The following is a 20,768-nucleotide window of genomic DNA, read 5'->3' as shown; positions in this document are numbered from 1 at the left end:
AATCTGTGCTCCCCTAGCTCGCCGAGATATTGGGGTCGAAGGTGAAGATGACGTACGTGCCGAGGCCCATGATCAGGATCATCGAGAGAACGAGGATCGTGGTCAGCCAGAAGCGCGTGGAGTCCTTGCGGGAGTAGTCCGCGATGACCGTGCGGAGTCCGTTTCCGCCGTGCAGCTGGGCAAGCCACAGCATGGTGAGGTCCCAGAACTGCCAGAACGGGCTGGACCAGCGGCCTGCGACGAACGCGAAGTTGATGCGGTGCACACCGTCGTCGAGCATCAGCATGATGAAGAGGTGGCCGAGCACGAGGAAGATCAGCGCGAGACCGGAGAACCGCATGAACAGCCAGGCGTACAGCTCGAAGTTGTTCTTCGAGGTCCGGCGCGGTGAGCGCGGGTTGTCCAGGCTGGCGGGACGGTCGTAGGTCTTGCCGAGACTCTTGGCTTCTGTCGTCATGTCAGTGCCCCGCAAACATGTTGTAGAAGATGCGGCCTGCGCCCGGGATCATCACCAGGAACCAGATCGCGAGGATTACCCAGAGCATCAGGCGCTGGTACTGCGGTCCCTTGGACCAGAAATCCACCAGCATCACCCGGACACCGTTCAGTGCGTGGTACAGCACCGCGGCGACGAGCGCGAGCTCCATGAGCCCGACGATCGGGTTCTTGTAGGTCTCGATGACACTGTCGTACGTGTCGGGATTCACCCGCACGAGCGCGGTGTCCAGCACGTGCACGAATAGGAAGAAGAACGTCATTACGCCTGTGATCCGGTGCAAAACCCAGGACCACATTCCGGGGTCGCCCCGGTAAAGCGACCGTGTGCGCTCCTTGGCCGGAGCGGCTTCAGTCGTAGTACTCATCGAGTGCTGTGCCTCCAACGTCATTGGTGGACGTGTCGAGTCTGCGCAGCGTTGCGGACATACCACAACTGGGGACCCGACGTGATCCTGAACCGACTTCTCTGAACTCTAAACCCAACAGAAACGGGGGAACTAATTCGAGTCGGGGTTCGTACCGCCCCTGCAAATGAACTTAGGTTTGCCTCTCCAATACGGATCGGGCCGTCCCGGGCGATTCTCTGCATCCATTCAGGCCACGTGATTGGATGGGTAACCATGGTCGAGATCGATTGGAAACTGTTGCGCGCCAACGCGCATGAGGTGATGGGGAGGGCCTACGCGCCCTACTCCGGGTTCGCCGTGGGGTCGGCGGCGCTGGTGGACGATGGGCGAATCGTCGTCGGATGCAATGTGGAAAATGTCTCATACGGTTTGGGGCTCTGCGCCGAGTGCGTACTGGTCGGTAACTTGTTTGCGGGCGGCGGCGGGCGATTAATCGCCTTCACCTGCTGTGACGCGAGTGGCGACATACTCATGCCGTGCGGACGCTGCCGGCAGATTCTCTTCGAGCACGGCGGCCCCGGACTGCTCGTCGACCACCGGGCCGGCGTGCGCCCATTGGAACAGCTGCTGCCGGACGCTTTCGGTCCGGAGGAGAAGGGGAGAATCAGCCATGCATGACGCCTCGTCGATCATCGCCGCCAAACGCGACGGCCGAGAATTGTCCGGTGCAGAGATCGACTGGGTGGTGGAGGCATTCACCCGCGGTGTCGTGGCGGACGAGCAGATGTCGGCCCTGGCGATGGCGATCTTCTTCCGCGGGATGACGCGCGCCGAGGTGAGCCGCTGGACCACGGCGATGATCTCGTCCGGTCACCGCCTCGACTTCACCCACCTCGGCCGCCCCACCGTGGACAAGCACTCGACCGGTGGTGTGGGCGACAAGATCACGCTCCCGCTCGCGCCGCTGGTCGCCGCGTGCGGCGCGGCCGTGCCGCAGCTGTCGGGACGCGGGCTGGGCCATACCGGCGGGACCCTCGACAAGCTCGAGTCGATCCCGGGCTGGCGCGCCGACCTCGACACGTCGGAGATGGCAGAGATCCTGTCCGACCCCGAGGTCGGCGCCGTCGTGTGCGCCGCGAGCTCGGACCTGGCCCCGGCGGACCGGCGGCTGTACGCACTGCGGGACGTCACCGGGACCGTCGAGTCGATTCCCCTGATCGCCAGCTCGATCATGAGCAAGAAGATCGCGGAGGGCACCGGCGCGCTGGTCCTCGACGTGAAGGTCGGTTCGGGCGCGTTCATGAAGAAGCTGGACGACGCGCGCGAGCTGGCCCAGACGATGGTCGACCTCGGGAACGACGCCGGAGTGCGGACGATGGCACTGCTCACGGCGATGGACGCGCCACTCGGCCACACCGCGGGCAATGCGCTGGAGGTGCGGGAATCGCTGGAGGTGCTCGCCGGTGGCGGCCCGTCCGACGTCGTGGAACTGACCCTCGAGCTCGCGCGAGAAATGTTGAAGGCAGCCGGAATCGACGGCGTCGACCCGGCCGACAAGCTGCGGGACGGCTCCGCCATGGACCGCTGGCGGAGAATGATCGCCGCCCAGGGTGGCGACCCGTACGCCGCGCTGCCCACGGCCCGGCACACCGAGGTGCTGCTCTCCGAGTCGGACGGTGTGGTGTGCGGTCTCGACGCCATGGCCGTCGGGCTCGCCGCCTGGCGGCTCGGCGCGGGCCGCGAACGGCAGGGCGAACCGGTGCAGGCGGGGGCGGGCATCGAACTGCACGTGAAGCCGGGGGAGACCGTGTCCGTGGGCACCCCGCTCGTCACGCTGCACACCGACACGCCCGAACGGTTCGCCGCGGCGAAAGCCGCCCTTTCCGAAGCCTGGACCGTCGTGGCCGACGCGCCGCCGGTGATCACACCGCTCGTCATCGAGCGGATAGAGGATCCCTCACGCTAACGTCGTCCCATGACCGCACTGGATCTGTCGGCCCTGCGCCGAGCGCCGAAGGTGTTGCTGCACGACCATCTCGACGGAGGCCTCCGGCCCGAGACGGTTCTCGAACTCGCCCGCGACTGCGGATACGACGCGCTGCCCGCCGACACCGCGCCCGCGCTCGCGAAGTGGTTCAGGGAGGCCGCGGACAGCGGTTCGCTCGAGCGGTACCTCGAGACGTTCGCCCACACCGTCGCCGTCATGCAGACCCCTGTCGGGCTCGAACGCGTCGCCCGCGAATGCGCCGAGGACCTCGCCGCCGACGGCGTGGTCTACGCCGAGGTCCGGTTCGCCCCGGAACAGCACCTCGAAGAGGGACTGACCCTCGACGAGGTGGTGGAACAGGTCCTGCTCGGATTCGAGGCGGGGGAGTCGGCGGCGGAAGTGCGCGGCCAGAACATCCGGATCGGCGTCCTGCTCACCGCGATGCGGCACGCGGCGCGGTCCCGGGAGATCGCGGAACTGGCGATCCGGTTCCGGGACCGCGGGGTCGTCGGATTCGACATCGCCGGCGCCGAGGCCGGCAATCCGCCCAGCCGTCACCTCGACGCCTTCGAGTACATGAGGGGCAGCAATGCGCACTTCACCATTCACGCGGGTGAGGCGTTCGGCCTGCCGTCCATCCACGAGGCCATCGCGTTCTGCGGCACGGACCGCCTCGGTCACGGGGTCCGGATCACCGACGACATCACGATCGGCACCGACGGCGTCCCGGTGCTCGGCAAGCTCGCGAACTATGTGCGGGACAAGAGGATTCCCCTGGAGCTGTGTCCCAGCTCCAACGTGCAGACCGGGGCAGTGGACACGCTCGAGAACCATCCGTTCGACCTGCTCGCCCGGCTGCGGTTCCGCGTCACCGTCAACACCGACAACCGGCTGATGAGCGATACCAGCATGAGCCAGGAGATGCTCCGCCTGGTCGAGACGTTCGGCTACGGCTGGACGGATCTCGAGCGCTACACCATCAACGCGATGAAGTCGGCGTTCATCCCGTTCGATCAGCGGTTGCAGCTGATCGACGAGGTGATCAAGCCGGGATTCGCCGTGCTGGTGGGCTGAGCGCCCCGTAGGCGGGCGCTCAGATCTTCCGCAGGCGGGCCTCGAACTCCCGCTCGAGCTTCCGCCACGCCTCGGCCTCGGCGTCGAAGGGCGCACTCGGCGCCATCCGCGTCGGGTCCGGGTTGAGGACGAACGAGACGTACCAGCCCAGCGGGTCGGACGACACGAGCGCGGTCTCCACCGAATCGTCGTCGGCGAAATCGGCTGCATCGGTGAACAATTCGACGGCGAGGTCCAGCTGGTCCGCGTCGACCGACTCCGGGCCTGCGGCCAGGTCGTCGGCGAGCCCGGGCAGGACGTACACGTTCTCGTCGGTGACCTCGACCTCGAGCGACCCGTCGACGGCCGCCACCTGGATCTCCTCGTACGTGCTGACCTGCGCGAGGGCGTGCTCGTGGTTGTCGGCGAGGTACCGGGCCAGTGCCCGCTCGGACGTGAACACGAAGATCGCCCCGTCGCGCCCGAGGAAGATCGCGTCGTCGTCGAGGTAGCACCGGAGCGTGAAGTACGTCTCCCCGGACGTGATGATCTTCACGGGGTCGACACCGACCGCACCCCAGAACGAGTCGTCTTCTTCCTCGTCATCCTCGGTGTTCAGGTCGAGCGCGACGAACTCCTCGTCTTCCTCCGCCTCCTCGGCGACGTCGTCCACGTCGACGGTGTTCTCGTCGGCGGCCACCAGTTCGGCCTCGGCCACGGCTACCGCCTCGGCGTCCACCTCCGGGGTCGCGACGATGTTGTCGACCGCGTCGAGGACGTCATCCCAGCCCTTCGCGATCGCGGTCCCGATCTGCGCCCACAGTTCCTCGCCCTCGCGTCCCTCGAACGCGCTGGCGCCTGCGGGGAGCGCACCGAGAATGGGGTTCGCGTTGAAGAACTTGGTGACCACGTCCAGTTCGCAGACCTCGCCGATGTTGCGCACCATGTTGAGCGTGTCTTCGAGTTCGCTCACGACGACGGCGTCTGGGTCGCTCGCCGCCAGTTCGGGCACACCGATCAGGTCGAAGCAGAAGTTCTCGTCGGGCTCGAGCTCGGCAGCGGAGAGGCCGGACACCACACTCCACGCGGGGTGCTCGACGAGGTCGTTGTCGGTATTGGTGCGGATGAAGGCAGCGAGTTCTGCCACTGATTCGAACCCGTACAGGTCTTCCTCGTGACCAAGGAATGCTTCCCACTCGTCGTCGCCCTCACGCCACCGTGGTGCCCACAGTGTCACGAGGTCGCCGTCGGTGAGACCGAGTTCGATCGGGACGATGTCTCCAGCCATGGCGCGAAGCCTATCGACCCCGCGGCCAAAGTTATACCCGGGCTGTGTGCGGACCGTTTCCGGCGCCCGTCGCCGCCGTGCCGCGACGTAGTCGGCGAATGACCGTCACACGTTCCCGAACCCCTCCTGCAGCGCCGTCATGACCCGGGTGCGCTGTTCGGTGGCGAGCCGGGCCGCCTCCTGCGTGGTGCTCGTGATCATCGCCGCGAGGGTGCGGGCGTCGAGGCTCGAGATGGAGTCGTCCATCCACAGACCGGTCAACGTGCCGTTCCCGTCGACCTCGGCCGTCACCTGATCGGACTCGCTCGACGCCCGCGCCGTGATCGACTGCAGCCCGGCGAGGGCCTCCTCGAGGAGGTTCACCTGCTCGGTGGCCCGGCCGACGATCGCATCCATGTCGTGTTCGCTCACAGTGGTCGCATCCAGCTCGTCGGGGTGGGTTCTTCCTCGTCCTCGATCGCCTGCGCGGTGGCGACGTCGGCGCGGGTGGGCAGGCCGAGCTTGTCGAGGATGTCGGCGGGCATGCCGTCACGGGCGAGTTCGTCGCGGCGGCGCGCCCCGGCCTCCATCGCCGAGCGCCGGCACAGGGTCAGGATCTCGTCCGCGAGCCGTTGGCCGCCGTACCGGAGTTCGCGCGGATCGATGCGGAGTTCGAGCGGCAGACCCTGCTCGGTGGTCCGGACCGAGACGGTGCCGGAGCGATTGCTGACAGCGGCCGTGGTGCCGGCCGGGGGCGGGGTAGGGGGAAACATGATTCCTGTCATTCCGTGGGTCGGTAGAAGCCGTAGAAGCCCATGCCGCTGTTGCTGGTTCGGATCGGGCCGACCTGCACGGGATCACCGGCCTCGACGAGCTGGCCGTTGCCGATCACCATCGCCACGTGGCCGTCCCACACGGCGAGGTCGCCGGGCATCAGGTCGCCCGGGTCGACGGCGGTGCCGACGTTCTGTTCCTGCGCCAGGCGCGGAAGACCCACGCCCGCTTCGCCGTACGCCCACTGTGTCAGTCCGCTGCAGTCGAGGCCCTCGCCGGGCGACGTCCCGCCCCAGACGTACGGGACGCCTTGCTGCGACAGCGCGTTGCGCACGGCGTCGGCCGCCTCCTTGTTGGGGGCGACGGCCGTGCTGCCGTCGGGTAGGACCACCTCGACGCCCTCGCCGCCGTGCGCGGGGTCCGAGGTGGACGGGCCGTGACCGGTGCCCCCCGACCTGCTCGTGAGGGAATCCGCCCGGGATCCGCTGGCCGCGCGTCCGCCCGGCGAGTGCGCGGCCGGGGCGGCGATGTTCGTCAGGCCCGACATCGGCGACGTCCCCGAGGAACTCGCGAACCCGGACGCGGCGCGGCTCACGGCGTCGGACCCCACGGGTGCGACGGGGGCGGCGGAGGCGGGCGCCGTGCTCGCCGCGGTGGTGCTCGCGGGTGCGGTGGCGGCGGGCGCGGACGGGACGTCTTCGGCCGGTGTGAGGGTGACCATCTTCCCGGTCTGCTCGGCGAGTTCGGCCCGCACCTTCGCGACGACGGCGGTGGCCCGGCCGAGGTGGTCGAGTGCCGCCGCGACGATCATCGCCTGACCGGGCGGGGTGGCCAGGGCGGGTCCGGCCGCGACCGCGAGGGAGATGAACGACTGCAGGATCTCCTGTAACTGCAGCATTCCGGCCCGGACGATCTCGGAGGCCTCGGCGACGACGGCGGCCATGTCGTTGCCGCGATCGGAGACCGCGACCGTCGCGCGCTGCGCCTCCTCGGTCTTCACGATCGCACCCGTGCCGCCCTTGCCCTGCCAGTCGCCGTAGATCGAACTGATGCCGGTGCGTCCGGTGTCGTGCACCGCGTCGATGGCGACCGAGGACGCGCGCAGGGCGTCGGCGGGTCCCCCCGCGGGGAGCACTCCACTGCCGAACGCGCCGAGCAGATCGAGGATCGGGCGGGTGAGGAGATCGATGGGGATCACGGTCAGGCCTCCAGCCCGACCGCGCCCGCGGCGAGCGCGGCCGTCGTGGCCACCTCGGTGCCCTCGTACGCCGCGGCATTCGCGAGGGCGGTCGCACTGATTCCGCCGAGCACGCCGGACAGCTTCTCGATGGAAGCCAGGTGCGCGGCGTGCGCCGTGGCGAAGGCAGCGACGAAATCGCCGCCGATCACCCCGAAGACCGGTCCGAGCAGCAGCGGTCCCGCGGCGGCGGCCCCGAGACCCGCGGCCTGCATCTCCACGGACATGGTCGCGGCCGTGGCCGCGAACTCGGCGATACTCGCGGTATCCGCCCTCAAGTCGTTCATCGTCATCCCCCCAGTCGGATTTGATACCGGTCACCATATTGGACGCGGGGGACACGGATCCGGTTCCACCCCCCGATTCGCCGAGAATCGCGCTCCTGCGAAATCTCGACGCGCGCCCCCTTATTCTTCGAGCATGAACACGCACGTCGTCGACCACCCGCTCGCAGCGGTCCTCCTGACCACGATGCGCGATGCGCGCAGCGACAATGCCACATTCCGCGCGGCCTTGCGCAGGCTGACCCACATGCTGGTGTACGAGGCGATGCGCGAGGCTCCGGTCGACACGTTCGACGTGGTCACCCCCATCGCGACCACCGACGGGGTGCGGCTCAGCCATCCGCCGCTGCTCGTCCCGGTCCTGCGTGCCGGGCTGGGCATGGTCGAGCAGGCCAGCAGCCTGATCCCGCAGGCGCGAGTCGGTTTCGTCGGCATGGCCCGGGACGAGCAGACGCATCTGCCGGTGCCGTATCTCGAGTCGCTGCCCGCGGACCTGTCCGGCATCCCGGTGTACGTCCTCGACCCGATGCTGGCGACCGGCGGTTCGATGGTGCACACGATCGACCTGCTCGTCGCCCGCGGCGCCACGGACGTCACCGCCGTGTGCGTCGTCGCGGCGCCCGAAGGTGTTGCGGCCCTCACCGCGTCCGGTCATCCCGTGCGACTCGTCACCGCGGCGGTCGACGAGGGACTGAACGGGGACGCGTTCATCGTCCCCGGCCTCGGCGACGCCGGAGACCGGCAGTTCGGACCGCGCTGACGCCTCGGCTACAGGGCTTCGGCGAACTCCCGCAACAGGTTCAACCGCGTCGCGGCCGCCTCTCGTGCCGCGGGTAGCGCCGACCGGTCCGGCACCGGGACGACCACCTCCAGGTAGCACTTGAGTTTGGGTTCGGTCCCGGAGGGGCGCACGACCACCCGGACCGTCGACCCGGCGAGGACCACGGCGTCGGTGCGGGACTGCCCGCGCAGTTCCGCCAGATCGGCGGCCTCGACGGGCTCGCCGGCCAGCTCGGTCGGCAGGTCCGCCCGCAGCCGTCGCATCATCTCGGTGATGTCCGCGAGGTTGGTGACGCGACGCGACACCTGGTCTCCGGCGTGCAACCCGAATTCGAGCGCGTAGTCGTCCAGTCGGTCGAGGAGTGTCGACCCCTCCGCCCGCAGGGTCGCCGCGAGGTCGGCGGCCATCACCGCCGCGGAGATACCGTCCTTGTCGCGCACCGACTCTGGGTCGACGCAGTGACCGATCGCTTCCTCGTACGCGTACACGAGACCCTCGCCCGCCCGGACGAGCCACTTGAAGCCGGTGAGGGTGCGGGCGAAACGGGCGCCGCGGGCCGCGGCGAGTTTCCCGAGGAGTGCCGACGAGACGATCGTCGTCGCGACGAGTGAATCCGCCGGGGCGGATGCGAGGACGTGGTCGCCGAGCAGCACCCCCGTCTCGTCCCCGCGGAGCATCCGCCAGCCGTCCGGCCCGCGGACACCGACCGCGCACCGGTCCGCATCGGGGTCCAGGGCCAGCGCGAGGTCGGCGTCGACGTCCGCGGCGAGCGCGAGTACGGCGTCCGGGGCGCCCGGCTCCTCCGGATTGGGGAACTCGACGGTCGGGAAGTCCGGGTCGGGGTCGAATTGCGCGGCGACGGTGTGGACGTCGGTGAACCCGGCGGATTTCAGTGCGGCGAGCGCGGTCTCGCCGCCGACGCCGTGCATGGCGGTGAGCGCGATCCGCACGGACCGCGACTCGCCCCTCGGCAGGGACGCGACCCGGTCGACGTAGCGGTCGAAGAGGTCCTCGGACGCCGGTGTCACCGGGGTCCGGGGCACGAGGTCGGCCCGCCCGATCCGGGTGATCGCCGCCTCGATCTCCCGGTCGGACGGCGAGATCAACTGGGCGCCGCCGTCGAGGTAGACCTTGTACCCGTTGTCGGCGGCGGGATTGTGGGAGGCGGTGATCTGCACGCCCGCCGCGGCCCGGAGGCGGCGGACCGCGAACGCGACGATCGGGGTGGGCAGGGGCCGGGGGAGGAGGACGACCGAGAATCCCGCGCCCGCCAGCACTTCCGCGGCGGCGACGGCGAACTTCTCCGATCCGTGGCGCGCGTCGCGCCCGACGACGACGGTGGAGCCGCCCAGGCAGCGATCCTTCAGCCACGCGCCCAGCCCGGCCGTCGTGCGGATCACGACGGCGAGGTTCATGCCGTTCGGGCCCGCCCGCACCGGGCCGCGCAGTCCCGCGGTCCCGAAACTCAGCGGCGCGGCGAACCGGTCGGCGAGTTCGCCGGCGGACAGGTTCGCGAGTTCCGCCCGGGCGCCGGGGTCGGGGTCGGCGTCGATCCAGTCCGCGATCGGATCGTTCACAAGCGCTCCACCAGTTCTCGCAGGAGCCCGCCCATGCGATCGGCGGACGCCCGGCCCGCGGCGAGGACCTCCTCGTGGTTCAGGTGCTCGCCGGTCATACCTGCCGCGAGGTTCGTCACCATCGAGATCCCGAGTACCCGCGCGCCGAGCGCCCGCGCCGCGATCGTCTCGTGGACCGTGGACATGCCGACGAGGTCGGCGCCGATCGTCCGCAGCATGCGGATCTCGGCCGGGGTCTCGTAGTGCGGGCCCGGCAGACCGGCGTAGACGCCTTCGCTGAGCGATCCGTCGATGTCGCGCGCGAGGGCCCGCAGTTCAAGGTCGTACGCGTCGACGAGGTCCACGAACTCCGCGCCCACCAGTGGTGACCGGGCCGTGAGGTTGAGATGATCGCTGATCAGCACCGGCTGTCCGACGGTGAAGTCCTCGCGGATACCGCCGGCGGCGTTCGTCAGGATGACGGTCGACGCCCCGGCGGCGATCGCCGTGCGGACCGGGTGGACGACCGACGACAGCGGATGGCCCTCGTAGGCGTGGGTGCGGCCGAGCAGGACGAGGATCCGCTTGCCGGCCACCTCCACGGACCGGATCGTTCCGGCGTGTCCCGCGGCGGACGGCGGGGTGAACCCCGGGAGGTCGGCCATCGGGACGGTGCAGAGTGATTCGCCGAACCGGTCGGCGGCGGCATTCCACCCCGATCCGAGGACGACGGCGATCGAGTGTTCGGCGCAGTTCGTGTGCGCGGCGAGCGCGGCGGCCGCGGCGTCTGGCGTTCCCATGAGGCGATAGTCTTCCACTCATGCCCTATCTGGATCGCGACGGCGACGTATTCATCCTGTACCTCGGTACCGAGGGCGAGACGGACAACGAGAACCGCTTCCATCCGGATTGGATCGCCGCCACCCACGCCGCGCTGGACGAGGTCGAATCCCACGAGGGTCCCGCAGCGCTGGTGACGACCGCGACGGGCAAGTTCTTCACGAACGGTCTGGACACCACGTGGATCTTCGCCAACACGGACAAGCTCCCCGAATACCTCGACCGCGTGCACACGATCTACAGCCGCCTGCTCGCGTTCCCGATGGCCACCGTCGCCGCCGTCCAGGGGCACGCTTTCGGTGCCGGCGCGATGCTCGCCACCTCCCACGACTTCCGGGTGATGCGCGCCGACCGCGGCTTCTACTGCCTTCCCGAGGTGTCGCTGAACATGCCGTTCACCGTCGGGATGTCGGCGCTGCTGAACACGCGCCTGCCCAAGCAGGCCGCGGTCGAGGCGATGACGACGGGTCGCCGTTTCGGCGGTTCCGACGCGCTCGCCGCGGGCATCGTCGACCAGATCGAGGAGGGCGACGCCGTCCTCTCCGCCGCCGTGACACGGGCCGCCGCGCTCACCGCCACCCGCGGCGCCAACCTGGCCGGGATCAAGCGCGGAATCCATCACGACGCCCTCGCCGCGCTCGCCACGGCGACGGACAAGAGCAACTTCAGCTTCGGGTGAGAGAATGAGCACGTGAATGCGGATGTCGAGGCGGCGGTCAGGTCAATCGAGACCGATCTGATTGCGCTGTCCCATTCGATCCACAGCGAACCGGAACTCGCGTTCGAGGAGTTCCGGAGCGTCGCGAAGATCACCGAACTGCTCAAACGCAGCGGGTTCGACGTGCGCACGGGCATCGCGGACCTGCCGACGGCGTTCGACGCCACGTTCGGCAGCGGCGACCTCGTCCTCGGTATCTGCGCCGAATACGACGCGCTGCCGGAGATCGGGCACGCGTGCGGGCACAACATCATCGCGGCGTCCGCGGTCGGCGCCGGAGTCGCGCTCGCGACGGTGGCCGAGCGACTCGGGATCACGGTGCGGGTCATCGGGACGCCCGCGGAGGAGAGCGGCGGCGGGAAGATCGCCATGCTCGAGAAGGGTGTCTTCGACGGGGTCGCGGCCGCCCTGATGGTGCATCCGGGTCCCATCGACATCACGGGAGCGACGTCGCTCGCGCTGGCCGACATCGCGGTCACGTTCAACGGCCGCGAAGCGCACGCGTCGGCCGCGCCGGAGTTCGGGCGCAACGCCGCCGACGCCGCGACCGTCGCACAGGTCGGAATCGGCCTGCTGCGCCAGCATCTCTCGCCGGGACAGCAGATCCACGGCATCGTCTCCGACGGCGGCACCGCGCCCAACATCGTTCCCGCACGCTCCGAAATGCTGTACTACCTGCGCGCCGAGACGGCGTGGGCGCTGTCCGAGCTGACGACCCGCGCGGAAGCGTGCTTCGCGGCCGGGGCACTCGCCACCGGGTGCACCCACGAGATCCGCACGGTGTCGCCCACGTACACGGAACTGACGCCGGACCCCTGGCTGGTGGCGACGTATCGGGAGCAGATCATCGACATGGGACGGACCCCGCTGCCGCTCGAATGGGAGGGCGTCCGCCCGCTGGGCAGCACCGACATGGGCAACGTCACCAACGTCCTGCCGGGAATTCACCCCATCATCGGCCTCGATTCGGGAGGTGCGGTGACGCATCAGCCGCAGTTCGCGGCGGCGTGCATCACCGAATCCGCCGACCTGGCCGTGATCGACGGAGCGATTGCGCTGGCTCGCACGGCAGTTCGCGCTGCAACGGACGACGAACAGCGGGTGCGGCTGTTGGAAGGAGCTGATCGCCGGTGAACGCGGCAGTCGACAAATGGATTCTCGCTCACACCGACGAACTGTCCCAGTGGCGGCGGCACATCCACGCCAATCCCGAACTCGCGCGACACGAATACGCGACGACGGAATTCGTGGCGACCCGCCTGGCCGCGGCGGGACTGTCGCCCGAACTGCTTCCCGGGGGAACGGGGCTCACGTGCGATCTCGGGCCGTCGGACGGTCCCCGCATCGCGTTGCGCGCCGACATGGATGCGCTCCCGCTCCAGGAACTCACCGGCGCCACGTACTCGTCGACGGTGCCGGGCGTGTCGCACGCCTGCGGGCACGACGCGCACACCACCATCCTGCTGGGAACCGGTCTGGCCCTCAGCGAGATCCCCGACCTGCCGGTGGGTGTCCGGCTGATCTTCCAGCCCGCCGAAGAGGTCATGCCCGGGGGTGCGCTGGAGGTCGTCGCGGCCGGACGGCTCGAGGGCGTGTCGCGGATCTTCGCCCTCCACTGCGATCCACGACTCGCGGCCGGGCGCGTCGGGGTACGGCTCGGCGCGATCACGTCCGCGGCCGACACGGTCGAGGTCGTGCTCGACTCACCGGGCGGCCACACGTCGCGTCCGCACCTGACCACCGACCTGGTGTTCGCGCTGGGAACCGTCGTCACCGGATTGCCGGGCATGCTCAGCAGGCGGATCGACCCGCGCACCGGCACCGTCATGGTGTGGGGCGCCGTGAGCGCCGGCCGGGCCCCCAACGCCATCCCGCAGACCGGCATGATGACCGGCACCGTGCGGACCGGCGATCACGAGACGTGGGAGATGCTCGAACCCCTGGTTCGGGAGATCGTCCACGGGCTCCTCGCGCCCACCGGGGTGCGGTATCAGCTGAACTACCGCCGCGGCGTCCCGCCCGTCGTCAACGACGAGGTGTCGACCCGCATGTTCGAGGACGCGATCCGCACTGTCGGGCCGGACGCCCTCGCCGACACGCCGCAGTCGGGCGGCGGCGAGGACTTCTCCTGGTATCTCGAAGAGGTTCCCGGCGCGATGGCCCGGCTCGGCGTCTGGTCGGGCGTCGGCGAGCAACTCGACATCCACCAGCCCACGTTCGATCTGGACGAGCGGGCGCTCGGCGTCGGCGTGCGGGTGCTGTCGAGCCTGGTGCTGGCTGAGGCGCAGCGTTAGGCGGTGCTATTCGGTGCCCGGACCGACGTTGCGGCTGTTGCGGGTGCGCAGGTCGCGCACGTAGTCGGCGGGGGCCCCGGCGATCTCTGCGGCGTCGGCCATCACCCCGAGATAGCGGGCCGACGGCAGTCCGCCTTCGTACGCGTCGAGCACGTACAACCAGGCGAGTTCCGGTTCGCCGACGGTGTCCACGCGGACGCGGATCTTGCGGTGGATGCCGAGTTCTGAGCCCTCCCATCGGTCGAGGCTGACCTCGTCCTCCTCGGGGACGTCGTAGAGCACGACGAACACCTTGGAATCGGGGTCCTCGACCACGGTGGCGAGTGCGCCCTCCCAGCCGATGTCCCCGCCGCTGAACGTCAGTCGCCAGCCGTGCAGCCAGCCCGTCCCCGCCATCGGCGAATGAGGGCAGCGCTGCAACATCTGCTCGGGATGCATGTTGGACCCGTAGGCGGCATAGATCGACACGGCGGCAAGCCTAAACGGTGGCTAGTAATCTGTTGCATGCAGTGCACGACACGACGCGCTGCGATCGTAGGAAAAGCCGGCCGGAGACCCCGGTCGTCAGGTGAATTGGAGGACAGATGACCCGAATCGTGATCATTGGTGGCGGGCCTGCCGGATACGAGGCAGCGTTGGTGGCCGCACAGCACGGCGCCTCCGTCTCCTTGATCGATTCGGACGGGGTGGGCGGCGCCTGCGTTCTGTTCGACTGCGTTCCGTCCAAGACCTTCATCGCCTCCACCGGAGTGCGCACCGACATGCGGCGCGCCACCGACCTGGGGATTGCGCTCGACCCCGAGCAGGCCACGGTCGCTCTGCCGCAGATCCACGCCCGCGTGAAGAGCCTCGCGCAGGCGCAGTCCTCCGACATCCGCACCCGCCTGCAGACCGTCGGTGTCGAACTGCTGTCGGGCACCGCGGAGCTCACCGACCAGCGGCTCGGCATGGCGTCGCATCAGGTGTGTGCGACCCTCGAGAACGGTGAGAAGAAGACGCTCGACGCGGACGTCGTCCTCATCGCCACCGGCGCGAGCCCCCGGGTGATCCCCGGGGCGGAGCCGGACGGCGAGCGGATCCTGACCTGGCGCGACCTCTACGACCTCGAGGAGTTGCCCACGCACCTCGTCGTCGTCGGTTCCGGTGTGACCGGTGCCGAGTTCGTGTCCGCCTACACCGAGATGGGTGTCAAGGTCACCCTGGTGTCCAGCCGCGACCGCGTCCTGCCCGGTGAGGACGCCGACGCCGCCCTCGTCCTCGAGGACGTCCTCGCCGAACGTGGTGTCACCCTCGTCAAGCACGCCAGGGCCGACGCCGTGAAGCGCACCGAGGACGGCATCGTCGTCGTCCTCGCGGACGGCCGCACCGTCGAGGGCAGCCACGCCCTGATGACCGTCGGTTCGGTCCCCAACACGCAGGGTCTCGGGCTGGAGAAGGTCGGCATCGAACTCGACAAGGGTGGCTACCTGCGGGTGGACCGGGTGTCACGGACGCCGGTGTCGGGGATCTACGCGGCAGGTGACTGCACCGGTCTGCTGCCGCTGGCGTCGGTCGCCGCCATGCAGGGCCGCATCGCGATGTACCACGCGCTCGGCGAGGGCGTCAGCCCCATCAAGCTGAAGACCGTGGCGTCGGCCGTGTTCACCCGCCCCGAGATCGCGACCGTCGGCGTCAGCCAGGCCGCGATCGACGACGGCGAGGTGCCTGCCCGCACCGTCATGCTCCCGCTCAACACCAACCCGCGCGCGAAGATGTCCGGCCTGCGCCGCGGTTTCGTGAAGATCTTCTGCCGCCCTGCAACGGGCGTGGTGATCGGCGGCGTGGTGGTGGCCCCCAACGGGTCGGAGCTGATCCTGCCCATCGCCATCGCCGTTCAGAACAACCTCACCGTCAACGATCTCGCCGCGACGTTCTCGGTGTACCCGTCGTTGACGGGGTCGATCACCGAGGCGGCTCGCCAGCTGATGCGGCACGACGACCTGGACTGATCCCGAAATGTGAGAATCGCATTTCACATAGTGGCTCCAGCGGTGAGATAGTCGAGGCACGGTCCGAAATCATCGGCCGTGCCTCGGCGCTCTCCCGCCCCGCAGACCCAGGACGGACAGGGTGTTCCTCACCTGATCTCCGCTTTGACGTGCCTCCTGGGAGTCGACATGCCGCAATCACTTGCCCGCCGCATGGATGGTCTGCGCAGCTCCGCCATCCGTGACCTTCTCACCCTCACCGCCCGGCCAGACGTGGTCAGCCTCGCGGGCGGGCTGCCGGACCCCGAATTCATTCCGCGGGAACGGATCCGGAAGGAAGCCGAACTCGCGCTCGCGGACCCGGCGTCCGTCCAGTACGGCGAGACCACCGGGCTGCGCAAGCTCCGTGACGTGCTCGCCGCCCGGGAGGGCGCCAAGATCGGCCGCCCGCTCGACGCCGCGGACGTCGTCGTCACCCACGGCTCGCAGCAGGCGCTGAGCCTGCTCGCGCAGGTGCTGCTCGACCCCGGCGACGTCGTGATCGTCGAGGAACCCGCATACACCGGCGCGCTGCAGGTGTTCCGTGCTGCGGAGGCCGACGTCCGGTCCGTCCCGCTCGACGCCGACGGCATGAACACCGCCGCCCTGCAGGGCCTGCTCGACTCCGGACTGCGGCCCGCGGTCGTCCACACGGTGAGCAATTTCCACAACCCGCGCGGCGTCGTCCTGACGGCCGGCCGCCGGGAACACCTCGCCGCACTGGCCGACCGCTACGGCTTCTGGGTGATCGAGGACGACCCGTACGGCGAACTCTTCTTCGACGGACCACCGCCCGCGCCCGTCGCGGCCCTGTCGGACCGGGTGATCCGGCTGTCGAGCGCCTCGAAGATCCTGGCACCCGCGCTGCGGGTCGGGTGGCTGCACGGCGACCGGCGGGTGTGCGAGGCCGTCGAATTGCTCAAACAGGGTGCGGACCTCTGCGGTTCGTCACTGACCCATCAGATCGCCGCCGGACTGCTGTCGGACGAGCCGTGGCTGGATCTGCACCTGGAGATGCTGCGCGCCCGCTACGGGTCCCGGGCCCGGGCACTCGCCGACGGTGTCGCCTCGACGTTCGGCGACCGCGCCGGCGTGTCCTCGGCCGTGGGCGGAATGTTCTGCTGGACCGAGTTTGCCGACTCGGGCCTGGACACAGCCGCGCTGCTGCAGACCGCCGTCGAGCACGGTGTGGCCTTCGTCCCCGGATCGGCGTTCGGCGTCGCCGCGGAACACCGGAGCGCTCTGCGGCTGTGCTTCGCGACGTGTTCGGAAGACGTGCTGACGGGCGCGGCGGCGAGGCTCGGCGACGCGTACGCCGGTCACACCCAGTCGTAGGTCCGTTCGACCGCCTTGTTCCACTCGGCGTACAGCCGGGTGGACTCGGCCTCGTCCATCCCGGGTTCCCAGGTCTTGTCGACGGCCCAGTTCGCGCGGATGTCGTCCTCGCTCTCCCAGAAGCCGACAGCCAGGCCTGCGGCGTACGCCGCGCCCAGTGCCGTCGTCTCGTTGACGACGGGCCGGATGACGGGCACCGCGAGAATGTCCGACTGGAACTGCATGAGTGTCTCGTTGACGACCATGCCGCCGTCCACCTTGAGGGAGGCGAGTTCGACACCCGAATCGGCGCGCATCGCCTCGATCACCTCACGGGTCTGGTACGCGGTGGCCTCGAGGGCGGCCCTGGCGAGGTGGCCCTTGTTCACGAACCGGGTGAGCCCGACGATCGCCCCGCGGGCGTCGGGCCGCCAGCGGGGGGCGAACAACCCGGAGAACGCGGGCACGAAGTAGGCGCCGCCGTTGTCGTCGACCGACTTCGCCAGATCCTCGATGTCCTTGGCCGAACTGATGATTCCCAGGTTGTCGCGCAGCCACTGCACCAGCGAACCGGTGACGGCCACGGAGCCCTCGAGCGCGTAGACGGCAGGCGCGTCGCCGATCTTGTAGCAGACGGTGGTGAGGAGGCCGTGCTTGCTGTGCACGGGAGTGGTCCCCGTGTTCAGCAGCAGGAAGTTTCCCGTCCCGTACGTGTTCTTCGCTTCGCCTTCGGACAGGCAGGCCTGCCCGAACGTCGCGGCCTGCTGATCGCCGAGGATTCCCGCGACGGGCACACCCGGCAGCGTGCCCCGTTCGCGTCCGACGCCGTAGACCTCCGACGAGCTGCGGATCTCCGGCAGCATCGACATCGGGATGCCGAAATCGGCGCAGATCTCCGGATCCCAGTCGAGGGTCTCGAGATTCATCAACAGCGTGCGGGACGCGTTGGTGACATCCGTCACGTGGGTGCCCTCCGTGATGTGCCACAGAATCCAGCTGTCGATCGTGCCGAAGCAGAGCTCGCCCGCCTCCGCCCTCTCGCGGGCGCCGTCGACGTTGTCGAGAATCCAGCGAACCTTCGGCCCCGAGAAATATGTGGACAGCGGCAGGCCGGTGCGCTTCCGGTAGCGGCCCGGGCCCTCGTCGCCGCCGAGTTGCGTGCACAGTTCGTCGGTGCGCGTGTCCTGCCAGACGATGGCGTTGTACACGGGTTCTCCGGTGTTCCGGTCCCACACGACCGCCGTCTCGCGCTGATTGGTGATCCCGATCGCGGCGATGTCGCGTTTGGTGAGATCGGCTTTCGCGAGCGCGGACGCCACCACCTCACGGGTGTTGATCCACAGCTGCTTCGGGTCGTGCTCCACCCAGCCTGCCCGCGGAAAGAACTGCTCGTGTTCCTTCTGGGCGACGCTCACCACGGCGCCGTCGTGATCGAAGATCATGCAGCGGCTGGAGGTGGTGCCCTGGTCTATCGCGGCGATGTACTGAATCACACGCATGAAGCTACTAGCCTGGGCATGAATCCGTCGTCATCTCACAGGAGCCCGAGTTGAGTAGTCAGCCTGGTGTGCAGTTCCTCGGTCCCCGGCAGCGCGATGCCGCCTGGGACGCGCTGCAGACCGAACAGTTCGACGTCGTCGTGATCGGCGGTGGTGTGGTCGGGGCCGGTGCGGCCCTGGACGCGGCCACCCGTGGGCTGAAGGTGGCGTTGGTGGAGGCGCGCGATTACGCGTCCGGAACGTCGAGTCGTTCGTCGAAGATGTTCCACGGCGGACTGCGGTACCTCGAGCAGCTCGAGTTCGGACTGGTGCGGGAGGCGCTCCGGGAGCGTGAGCTGTCGCTGAACACCCTCGCGCCGCACCTGGTGAAGCCGCTCAAGTTCCTGTTCCCGATCACCCACCGGCTGTGGGAGAGGCCCTACATGGCGGCGGGCATCTTCCTGTACGACCGGATGGGCGGCGCCAAATCGGTTCCGCCGCAGAAGCATCTGACCCGTGCGGGTGCGCTGCGGATGGCGCCCGGGCTCAAGCGCAACTCGCTGACCGGCGGCATACAGTACTACGACACCGTCGTCGACGACGCCCGGCACACCATGACCGTCGCCCGCACCGCCGCCCACTACGGAGCGGTCGTGCGGACGTCGACGCAGGTCGTCGGTTTCCTGCGGGAGGCGGACCGGGTGTCCGGGGTACGGATCCGGGACTGCGAGGACGGGCGTACCGCGGACGTGAAGGCGAACGTCGTCATCAACGCGACGGGGGTGTGGACCGACGAGATCCAGGCGCTGTCGCGGCAACGCGGCCGATTCCGTGTCCGCGCGTCCAAGGGCGTCCACATCGTGGTGCCCCGCGACCGGATCGTCAGCGACGCCGCGATCATCCTCCGCACCGAGAAGTCGGTGCTGTTCGTCATTCCGTGGGGCAGCCACTGGATCATCGGCACCACCGACACGGACTGGAACCTCGACCTCGCGCACCCGGCGGCCACCAAGGCCGACATCGACTACATCCTCGGTCACGTCAACAAGGTGCTGGTGACGTCGCTGACCCACGACGACATCGACGGTGTCTACGCGGGCCTGCGTCCGCTGCTCGCCGGGGAGAGCGACGAGACGTCGAAGCTGTCGCGTGAGCACGCCGTCGCGCGCGTGGCGCCGGGACTCATCGCCATCGCGGGCGGCAAATACACCACCTACCGCGTGATGGCCGAGGACGCCGTGGATCTCGCGGCCGAGGACATCCCGGCGCGGATGGCGCCGTCCATCACCGAGAAGGTGCCGCTCGTGGGTGCGGACGGCTACTTCGCGCTGGTCAACCAGACCGTGCACCTCGGCCAGCTGTACGGGCTGCACCCGTACCGGGTGAAGCACCTGCTGGACCGGTACGGCTCACTGATCGGCGAGGTGCTCGACCTGGCGGCCGACAAGCCGGAACTACTCCAGCCCCTCACCGACGCGCCGGCCTACCTACAGGTCGAGGTCGTGTACGCGGCGGCGGCCGAGGGCGCGCTGCATCTCGACGACATCCTCGCCCGGCGCACCCGCATCGCGATCGAGTACTCGCACCGGGGTGTGAACTGCGCCGAGCAGGTGGCGCAACTGGTCGCTCCGGTCCTCGGCTGGGACGCCGACGACATCGACCGCGAGGTGAAGACGTACCAGGCGCGGGTGGAGGCGGAGGTGCAGTCGCAGGCGCAGCCGGACGACCTGTCCGCCGACGCGTTGCGGGCGGCGGCACCGGAATCGCGGATCGAACTGCTCGAACCGCCGGTCAGTGTGTCAGAAATACCTTGATCACCACGATGGCCGCCGCGACGGCGGCAAGGCCGATCGCCGCCCAGTGGGTGCCGGACGTGACCTTCTCGCGGCGGAGACGGCTGATCACGTAACTGATCGACGCGATCCGGGTGATCATCGCGAACTCGGCGATCAACTGCGCCGTCCTCGGCTCGAGCCAGCCGATCAGCGCGGTGCACAGGATGACGCTGGGGACGACGGCCGACGTGAGGATGGGCAGACTGTCGCGGAGTTCGCTGCTGCGTTCGGCTCGGGTGAGAGTGCGGTCGAGACGTAGTGTCTGGCCGACGGACTCGGCGAAGATGTGCGCGAGGAAGGTGGACAGCGCCGCTCCGACGACGATCGCGATGCCGACGGTTTCCTGTGCCTTGGTGACGGGGATCAGCGCGGCGAGGACGAGGATGTTGCCGTAGATGTAGGCGCTGATGCGCCGGGCGACACGCTCGGTGTCGATCGGGGCGTCGGTCAGCTGCGCGGGGCGGTTGAAGAGTTTCGGAAGGTCCCACTCCATGGCCCC

Annotated in this window: 22 protein-coding genes; 10 read left to right on the top strand and 12 right to left on the bottom strand. The window is 69.1% G+C overall.

Annotated elements, in window-relative coordinates:
- Positions 1-13: 13 nt before the first annotated feature.
- Both JWS13_RS09915 and sdhC read right to left on the bottom strand, forming a co-directional pair.
- On the bottom strand, positions 14-457 hold the full coding sequence (locus tag JWS13_RS09915) for a succinate dehydrogenase hydrophobic membrane anchor subunit (protein ID WP_005239887.1): 444 nt from the start codon (positions 455-457) through the stop codon (positions 14-16).
- Position 458: 1 nt separating this feature from the next.
- Positions 459-863 carry a succinate dehydrogenase, cytochrome b556 subunit gene (sdhC, locus tag JWS13_RS09910; protein WP_005239889.1) on the bottom strand — a complete coding sequence of 135 codons (405 nt, stop codon included), beginning with the start codon at positions 861-863 and terminating at the stop codon, positions 459-461.
- A 255-nt stretch (positions 864-1,118) separates the two neighbouring features.
- Between sdhC and JWS13_RS09905 the strand changes: the two genes are divergently transcribed.
- From JWS13_RS09905 to JWS13_RS09895, 3 genes are read left to right on the top strand one after another with little or no spacing between them, the layout of a single operon-like run.
- A complete protein-coding gene (locus JWS13_RS09905) occupies positions 1,119-1,523 on the top strand; it encodes a cytidine deaminase (protein ID WP_124394652.1) in 405 nt (134 codons plus the stop codon).
- On the top strand, positions 1,516-2,811 hold the full coding sequence (locus JWS13_RS09900) for a thymidine phosphorylase (protein ID WP_206005444.1): 1,296 nt from the start codon (positions 1,516-1,518) through the stop codon (positions 2,809-2,811). The genes JWS13_RS09905 and JWS13_RS09900 overlap by 8 nt, the downstream gene beginning before the upstream one ends.
- 9 nt (positions 2,812-2,820) lie before the next feature.
- Entirely contained in the window at positions 2,821-3,906 is a 1,086-nt protein-coding gene (locus JWS13_RS09895) for an adenosine deaminase (protein ID WP_124394654.1), read from the top strand.
- A 19-nt stretch (positions 3,907-3,925) separates the two neighbouring features.
- Here the strand turns inward: JWS13_RS09895 and JWS13_RS09890 are convergent, their stop codons facing one another.
- The 5 genes from JWS13_RS09890 to JWS13_RS09870 form a co-directional block, all read right to left on the bottom strand.
- Positions 3,926-5,173 carry a primosomal protein gene (locus JWS13_RS09890; protein ID WP_206005443.1) on the bottom strand — a complete coding sequence of 416 codons (1,248 nt, stop codon included), beginning with the start codon at positions 5,171-5,173 and terminating at the stop codon, positions 3,926-3,928.
- A 105-nt stretch (positions 5,174-5,278) separates the two neighbouring features.
- Positions 5,279-5,584, bottom strand: a complete 306-nt coding sequence (locus JWS13_RS09885; protein WP_206005442.1) for a YbaB/EbfC family nucleoid-associated protein — start codon at positions 5,582-5,584, stop codon at positions 5,279-5,281.
- Positions 5,581-5,925, bottom strand: coding sequence for a hypothetical protein (locus JWS13_RS09880; RefSeq protein WP_206005441.1), 345 nt, complete (start codon positions 5,923-5,925; stop codon positions 5,581-5,583). The genes JWS13_RS09885 and JWS13_RS09880 overlap by 4 nt, the downstream gene beginning before the upstream one ends.
- 8 nt (positions 5,926-5,933) lie before the next feature.
- On the bottom strand, positions 5,934-7,124 hold the full coding sequence (locus JWS13_RS09875; protein WP_206005440.1) for a C40 family peptidase: 1,191 nt from the start codon (positions 7,122-7,124) through the stop codon (positions 5,934-5,936).
- Positions 7,125-7,126: 2 nt separating this feature from the next.
- Positions 7,127-7,450, bottom strand: a complete 324-nt coding sequence (locus JWS13_RS09870) for a type VII secretion target (protein ID WP_192582038.1) — start codon at positions 7,448-7,450, stop codon at positions 7,127-7,129.
- A 133-nt stretch (positions 7,451-7,583) separates the two neighbouring features.
- Between JWS13_RS09870 and upp the strand changes: the two genes are divergently transcribed.
- A complete protein-coding gene (upp, locus tag JWS13_RS09865) occupies positions 7,584-8,207 on the top strand; it encodes a uracil phosphoribosyltransferase (protein ID WP_087558380.1) in 624 nt (207 codons plus the stop codon).
- A gap of 8 nt (positions 8,208-8,215) precedes the next feature.
- Here the strand turns inward: upp and JWS13_RS09860 are convergent, their stop codons facing one another.
- The gene (locus tag JWS13_RS09860) at positions 8,216-9,805 is read right to left on the bottom strand and encodes a phospho-sugar mutase (RefSeq protein WP_206005439.1); all 1,590 of its coding nucleotides are present in this window, start codon (positions 9,803-9,805) and stop codon (positions 8,216-8,218) included.
- Complete coding sequence (locus JWS13_RS09855; protein ID WP_206005438.1) at positions 9,802-10,584, bottom strand: purine-nucleoside phosphorylase; 783 nt, start codon at positions 10,582-10,584, stop codon at positions 9,802-9,804. Before JWS13_RS09855 ends, JWS13_RS09860 begins: the two co-directional genes overlap by 4 nt.
- Positions 10,585-10,604: 20 nt before the next feature.
- Here JWS13_RS09855 and JWS13_RS09850 point away from each other — a divergent pair, with 20 nt between their 5' ends.
- The 3 genes from JWS13_RS09850 to JWS13_RS09840 are packed head-to-tail and all read left to right on the top strand — an operon-like array spanning position 10,605 to position 13,636.
- Positions 10,605-11,303, top strand: a complete 699-nt coding sequence (locus JWS13_RS09850; protein ID WP_206005437.1) for an enoyl-CoA hydratase/isomerase family protein — start codon at positions 10,605-10,607, stop codon at positions 11,301-11,303.
- 12 nt (positions 11,304-11,315) lie between these two features.
- Positions 11,316-12,476 (top strand): M20 family metallopeptidase, encoded by a 1,161-nt coding sequence (locus tag JWS13_RS09845; RefSeq protein WP_206005436.1) that lies wholly within the window; start codon positions 11,316-11,318, stop codon positions 12,474-12,476.
- Positions 12,473-13,636 (top strand): M20 family metallopeptidase, encoded by a 1,164-nt coding sequence (locus JWS13_RS09840; protein ID WP_206005435.1) that lies wholly within the window; start codon positions 12,473-12,475, stop codon positions 13,634-13,636. Before JWS13_RS09845 ends, JWS13_RS09840 begins: the two co-directional genes overlap by 4 nt.
- 6 nt (positions 13,637-13,642) lie before the next feature.
- Here JWS13_RS09840 and JWS13_RS09835 read toward each other — a convergent pair whose 3' ends face one another.
- Positions 13,643-14,104, bottom strand: coding sequence for a gamma-glutamylcyclotransferase family protein (locus JWS13_RS09835; protein ID WP_015890025.1), 462 nt, complete (start codon positions 14,102-14,104; stop codon positions 13,643-13,645).
- Between the two features lie 116 nt (positions 14,105-14,220).
- Here JWS13_RS09835 and JWS13_RS09830 point away from each other — a divergent pair, with 116 nt between their 5' ends.
- On the top strand, positions 14,221-15,624 hold the full coding sequence (locus JWS13_RS09830; RefSeq protein WP_206005434.1) for an NAD(P)H-quinone dehydrogenase: 1,404 nt from the start codon (positions 14,221-14,223) through the stop codon (positions 15,622-15,624).
- Between the two features lie 168 nt (positions 15,625-15,792).
- Entirely contained in the window at positions 15,793-16,977 is a 1,185-nt protein-coding gene (locus JWS13_RS09825; protein WP_206005433.1) for an aminotransferase-like domain-containing protein, read from the top strand.
- Here JWS13_RS09825 and glpK read toward each other — a convergent pair.
- Positions 16,962-18,455, bottom strand: a complete 1,494-nt coding sequence (gene glpK, locus JWS13_RS09820; RefSeq protein ID WP_206005432.1) for a glycerol kinase GlpK — start codon at positions 18,453-18,455, stop codon at positions 16,962-16,964. The two genes, JWS13_RS09825 and glpK, sit on opposite strands and share 16 nt — an antisense overlap.
- A gap of 50 nt (positions 18,456-18,505) precedes the next feature.
- On the opposite strand from glpK, the gene glpD reads away from it, so the two are divergent.
- Entirely contained in the window at positions 18,506-20,248 is a 1,743-nt protein-coding gene (glpD, locus tag JWS13_RS09815) for a glycerol-3-phosphate dehydrogenase (protein WP_206005431.1), read from the top strand.
- Here the strand turns inward: glpD and JWS13_RS09810 are convergent.
- The gene (locus JWS13_RS09810) at positions 20,226-20,762 is read right to left on the bottom strand and encodes a hypothetical protein (RefSeq protein WP_206005430.1); all 537 of its coding nucleotides are present in this window, start codon (positions 20,760-20,762) and stop codon (positions 20,226-20,228) included. The two genes, glpD and JWS13_RS09810, sit on opposite strands and share 23 nt — an antisense overlap.
- Between the last annotated feature and the right edge of the window lie 6 nt (positions 20,763-20,768).

Source organism: Rhodococcus pseudokoreensis, assembly GCF_017068395.1.
In the GTDB taxonomy this organism is placed as follows: Bacteria; Actinomycetota; Actinomycetes; order Mycobacteriales; family Mycobacteriaceae; genus Rhodococcus_F; species Rhodococcus_F pseudokoreensis.
The sequence above is the reverse complement of the archived record's forward strand: the minus strand, read 5'-3'. Positions and strand labels throughout refer to the sequence as shown.

Excerpts from the sequence above, each read along its gene's own strand:
- JWS13_RS09915 (WP_005239887.1), bottom strand. The coding sequence starts at position 457 with ATGACGACAGAAGCCAAGAGTCTCGGCAAGACCTACGACCGTCCCGCC.
- sdhC (WP_005239889.1), bottom strand. The coding sequence starts at position 863 with ATGAGTACTACGACTGAAGCCGCTCCGGCCAAGGAGCGCACACGGTCG.
- JWS13_RS09905 (WP_124394652.1), top strand. The coding sequence starts at position 1,119 with ATGGTCGAGATCGATTGGAAACTGTTGCGCGCCAACGCGCATGAGGTG.
- JWS13_RS09900 (WP_206005444.1), top strand. The coding sequence starts at position 1,516 with ATGCATGACGCCTCGTCGATCATCGCCGCCAAACGCGACGGCCGAGAA.
- JWS13_RS09895 (WP_124394654.1), top strand. The coding sequence starts at position 2,821 with ATGACCGCACTGGATCTGTCGGCCCTGCGCCGAGCGCCGAAGGTGTTG.
- JWS13_RS09890 (WP_206005443.1), bottom strand. The coding sequence starts at position 5,173 with ATGGCTGGAGACATCGTCCCGATCGAACTCGGTCTCACCGACGGCGAC.
- JWS13_RS09880 (WP_206005441.1), bottom strand. The coding sequence starts at position 5,925 with ATGTTTCCCCCTACCCCGCCCCCGGCCGGCACCACGGCCGCTGTCAGC.
- JWS13_RS09870 (WP_192582038.1), bottom strand. The coding sequence starts at position 7,450 with ATGAACGACTTGAGGGCGGATACCGCGAGTATCGCCGAGTTCGCGGCC.
- upp (WP_087558380.1), top strand. The coding sequence starts at position 7,584 with ATGAACACGCACGTCGTCGACCACCCGCTCGCAGCGGTCCTCCTGACC.
- JWS13_RS09855 (WP_206005438.1), bottom strand. The coding sequence starts at position 10,584 with ATGGGAACGCCAGACGCCGCGGCCGCCGCGCTCGCCGCGCACACGAAC.
- JWS13_RS09850 (WP_206005437.1), top strand. The coding sequence starts at position 10,605 with ATGCCCTATCTGGATCGCGACGGCGACGTATTCATCCTGTACCTCGGT.
- JWS13_RS09830 (WP_206005434.1), top strand. The coding sequence starts at position 14,221 with ATGACCCGAATCGTGATCATTGGTGGCGGGCCTGCCGGATACGAGGCA.
- JWS13_RS09825 (WP_206005433.1), top strand. The coding sequence starts at position 15,793 with ATGCCGCAATCACTTGCCCGCCGCATGGATGGTCTGCGCAGCTCCGCC.
- glpK (WP_206005432.1), bottom strand. The coding sequence starts at position 18,455 with ATGCGTGTGATTCAGTACATCGCCGCGATAGACCAGGGCACCACCTCC.
- JWS13_RS09810 (WP_206005430.1), bottom strand. The coding sequence starts at position 20,762 with ATGGAGTGGGACCTTCCGAAACTCTTCAACCGCCCCGCGCAGCTGACC.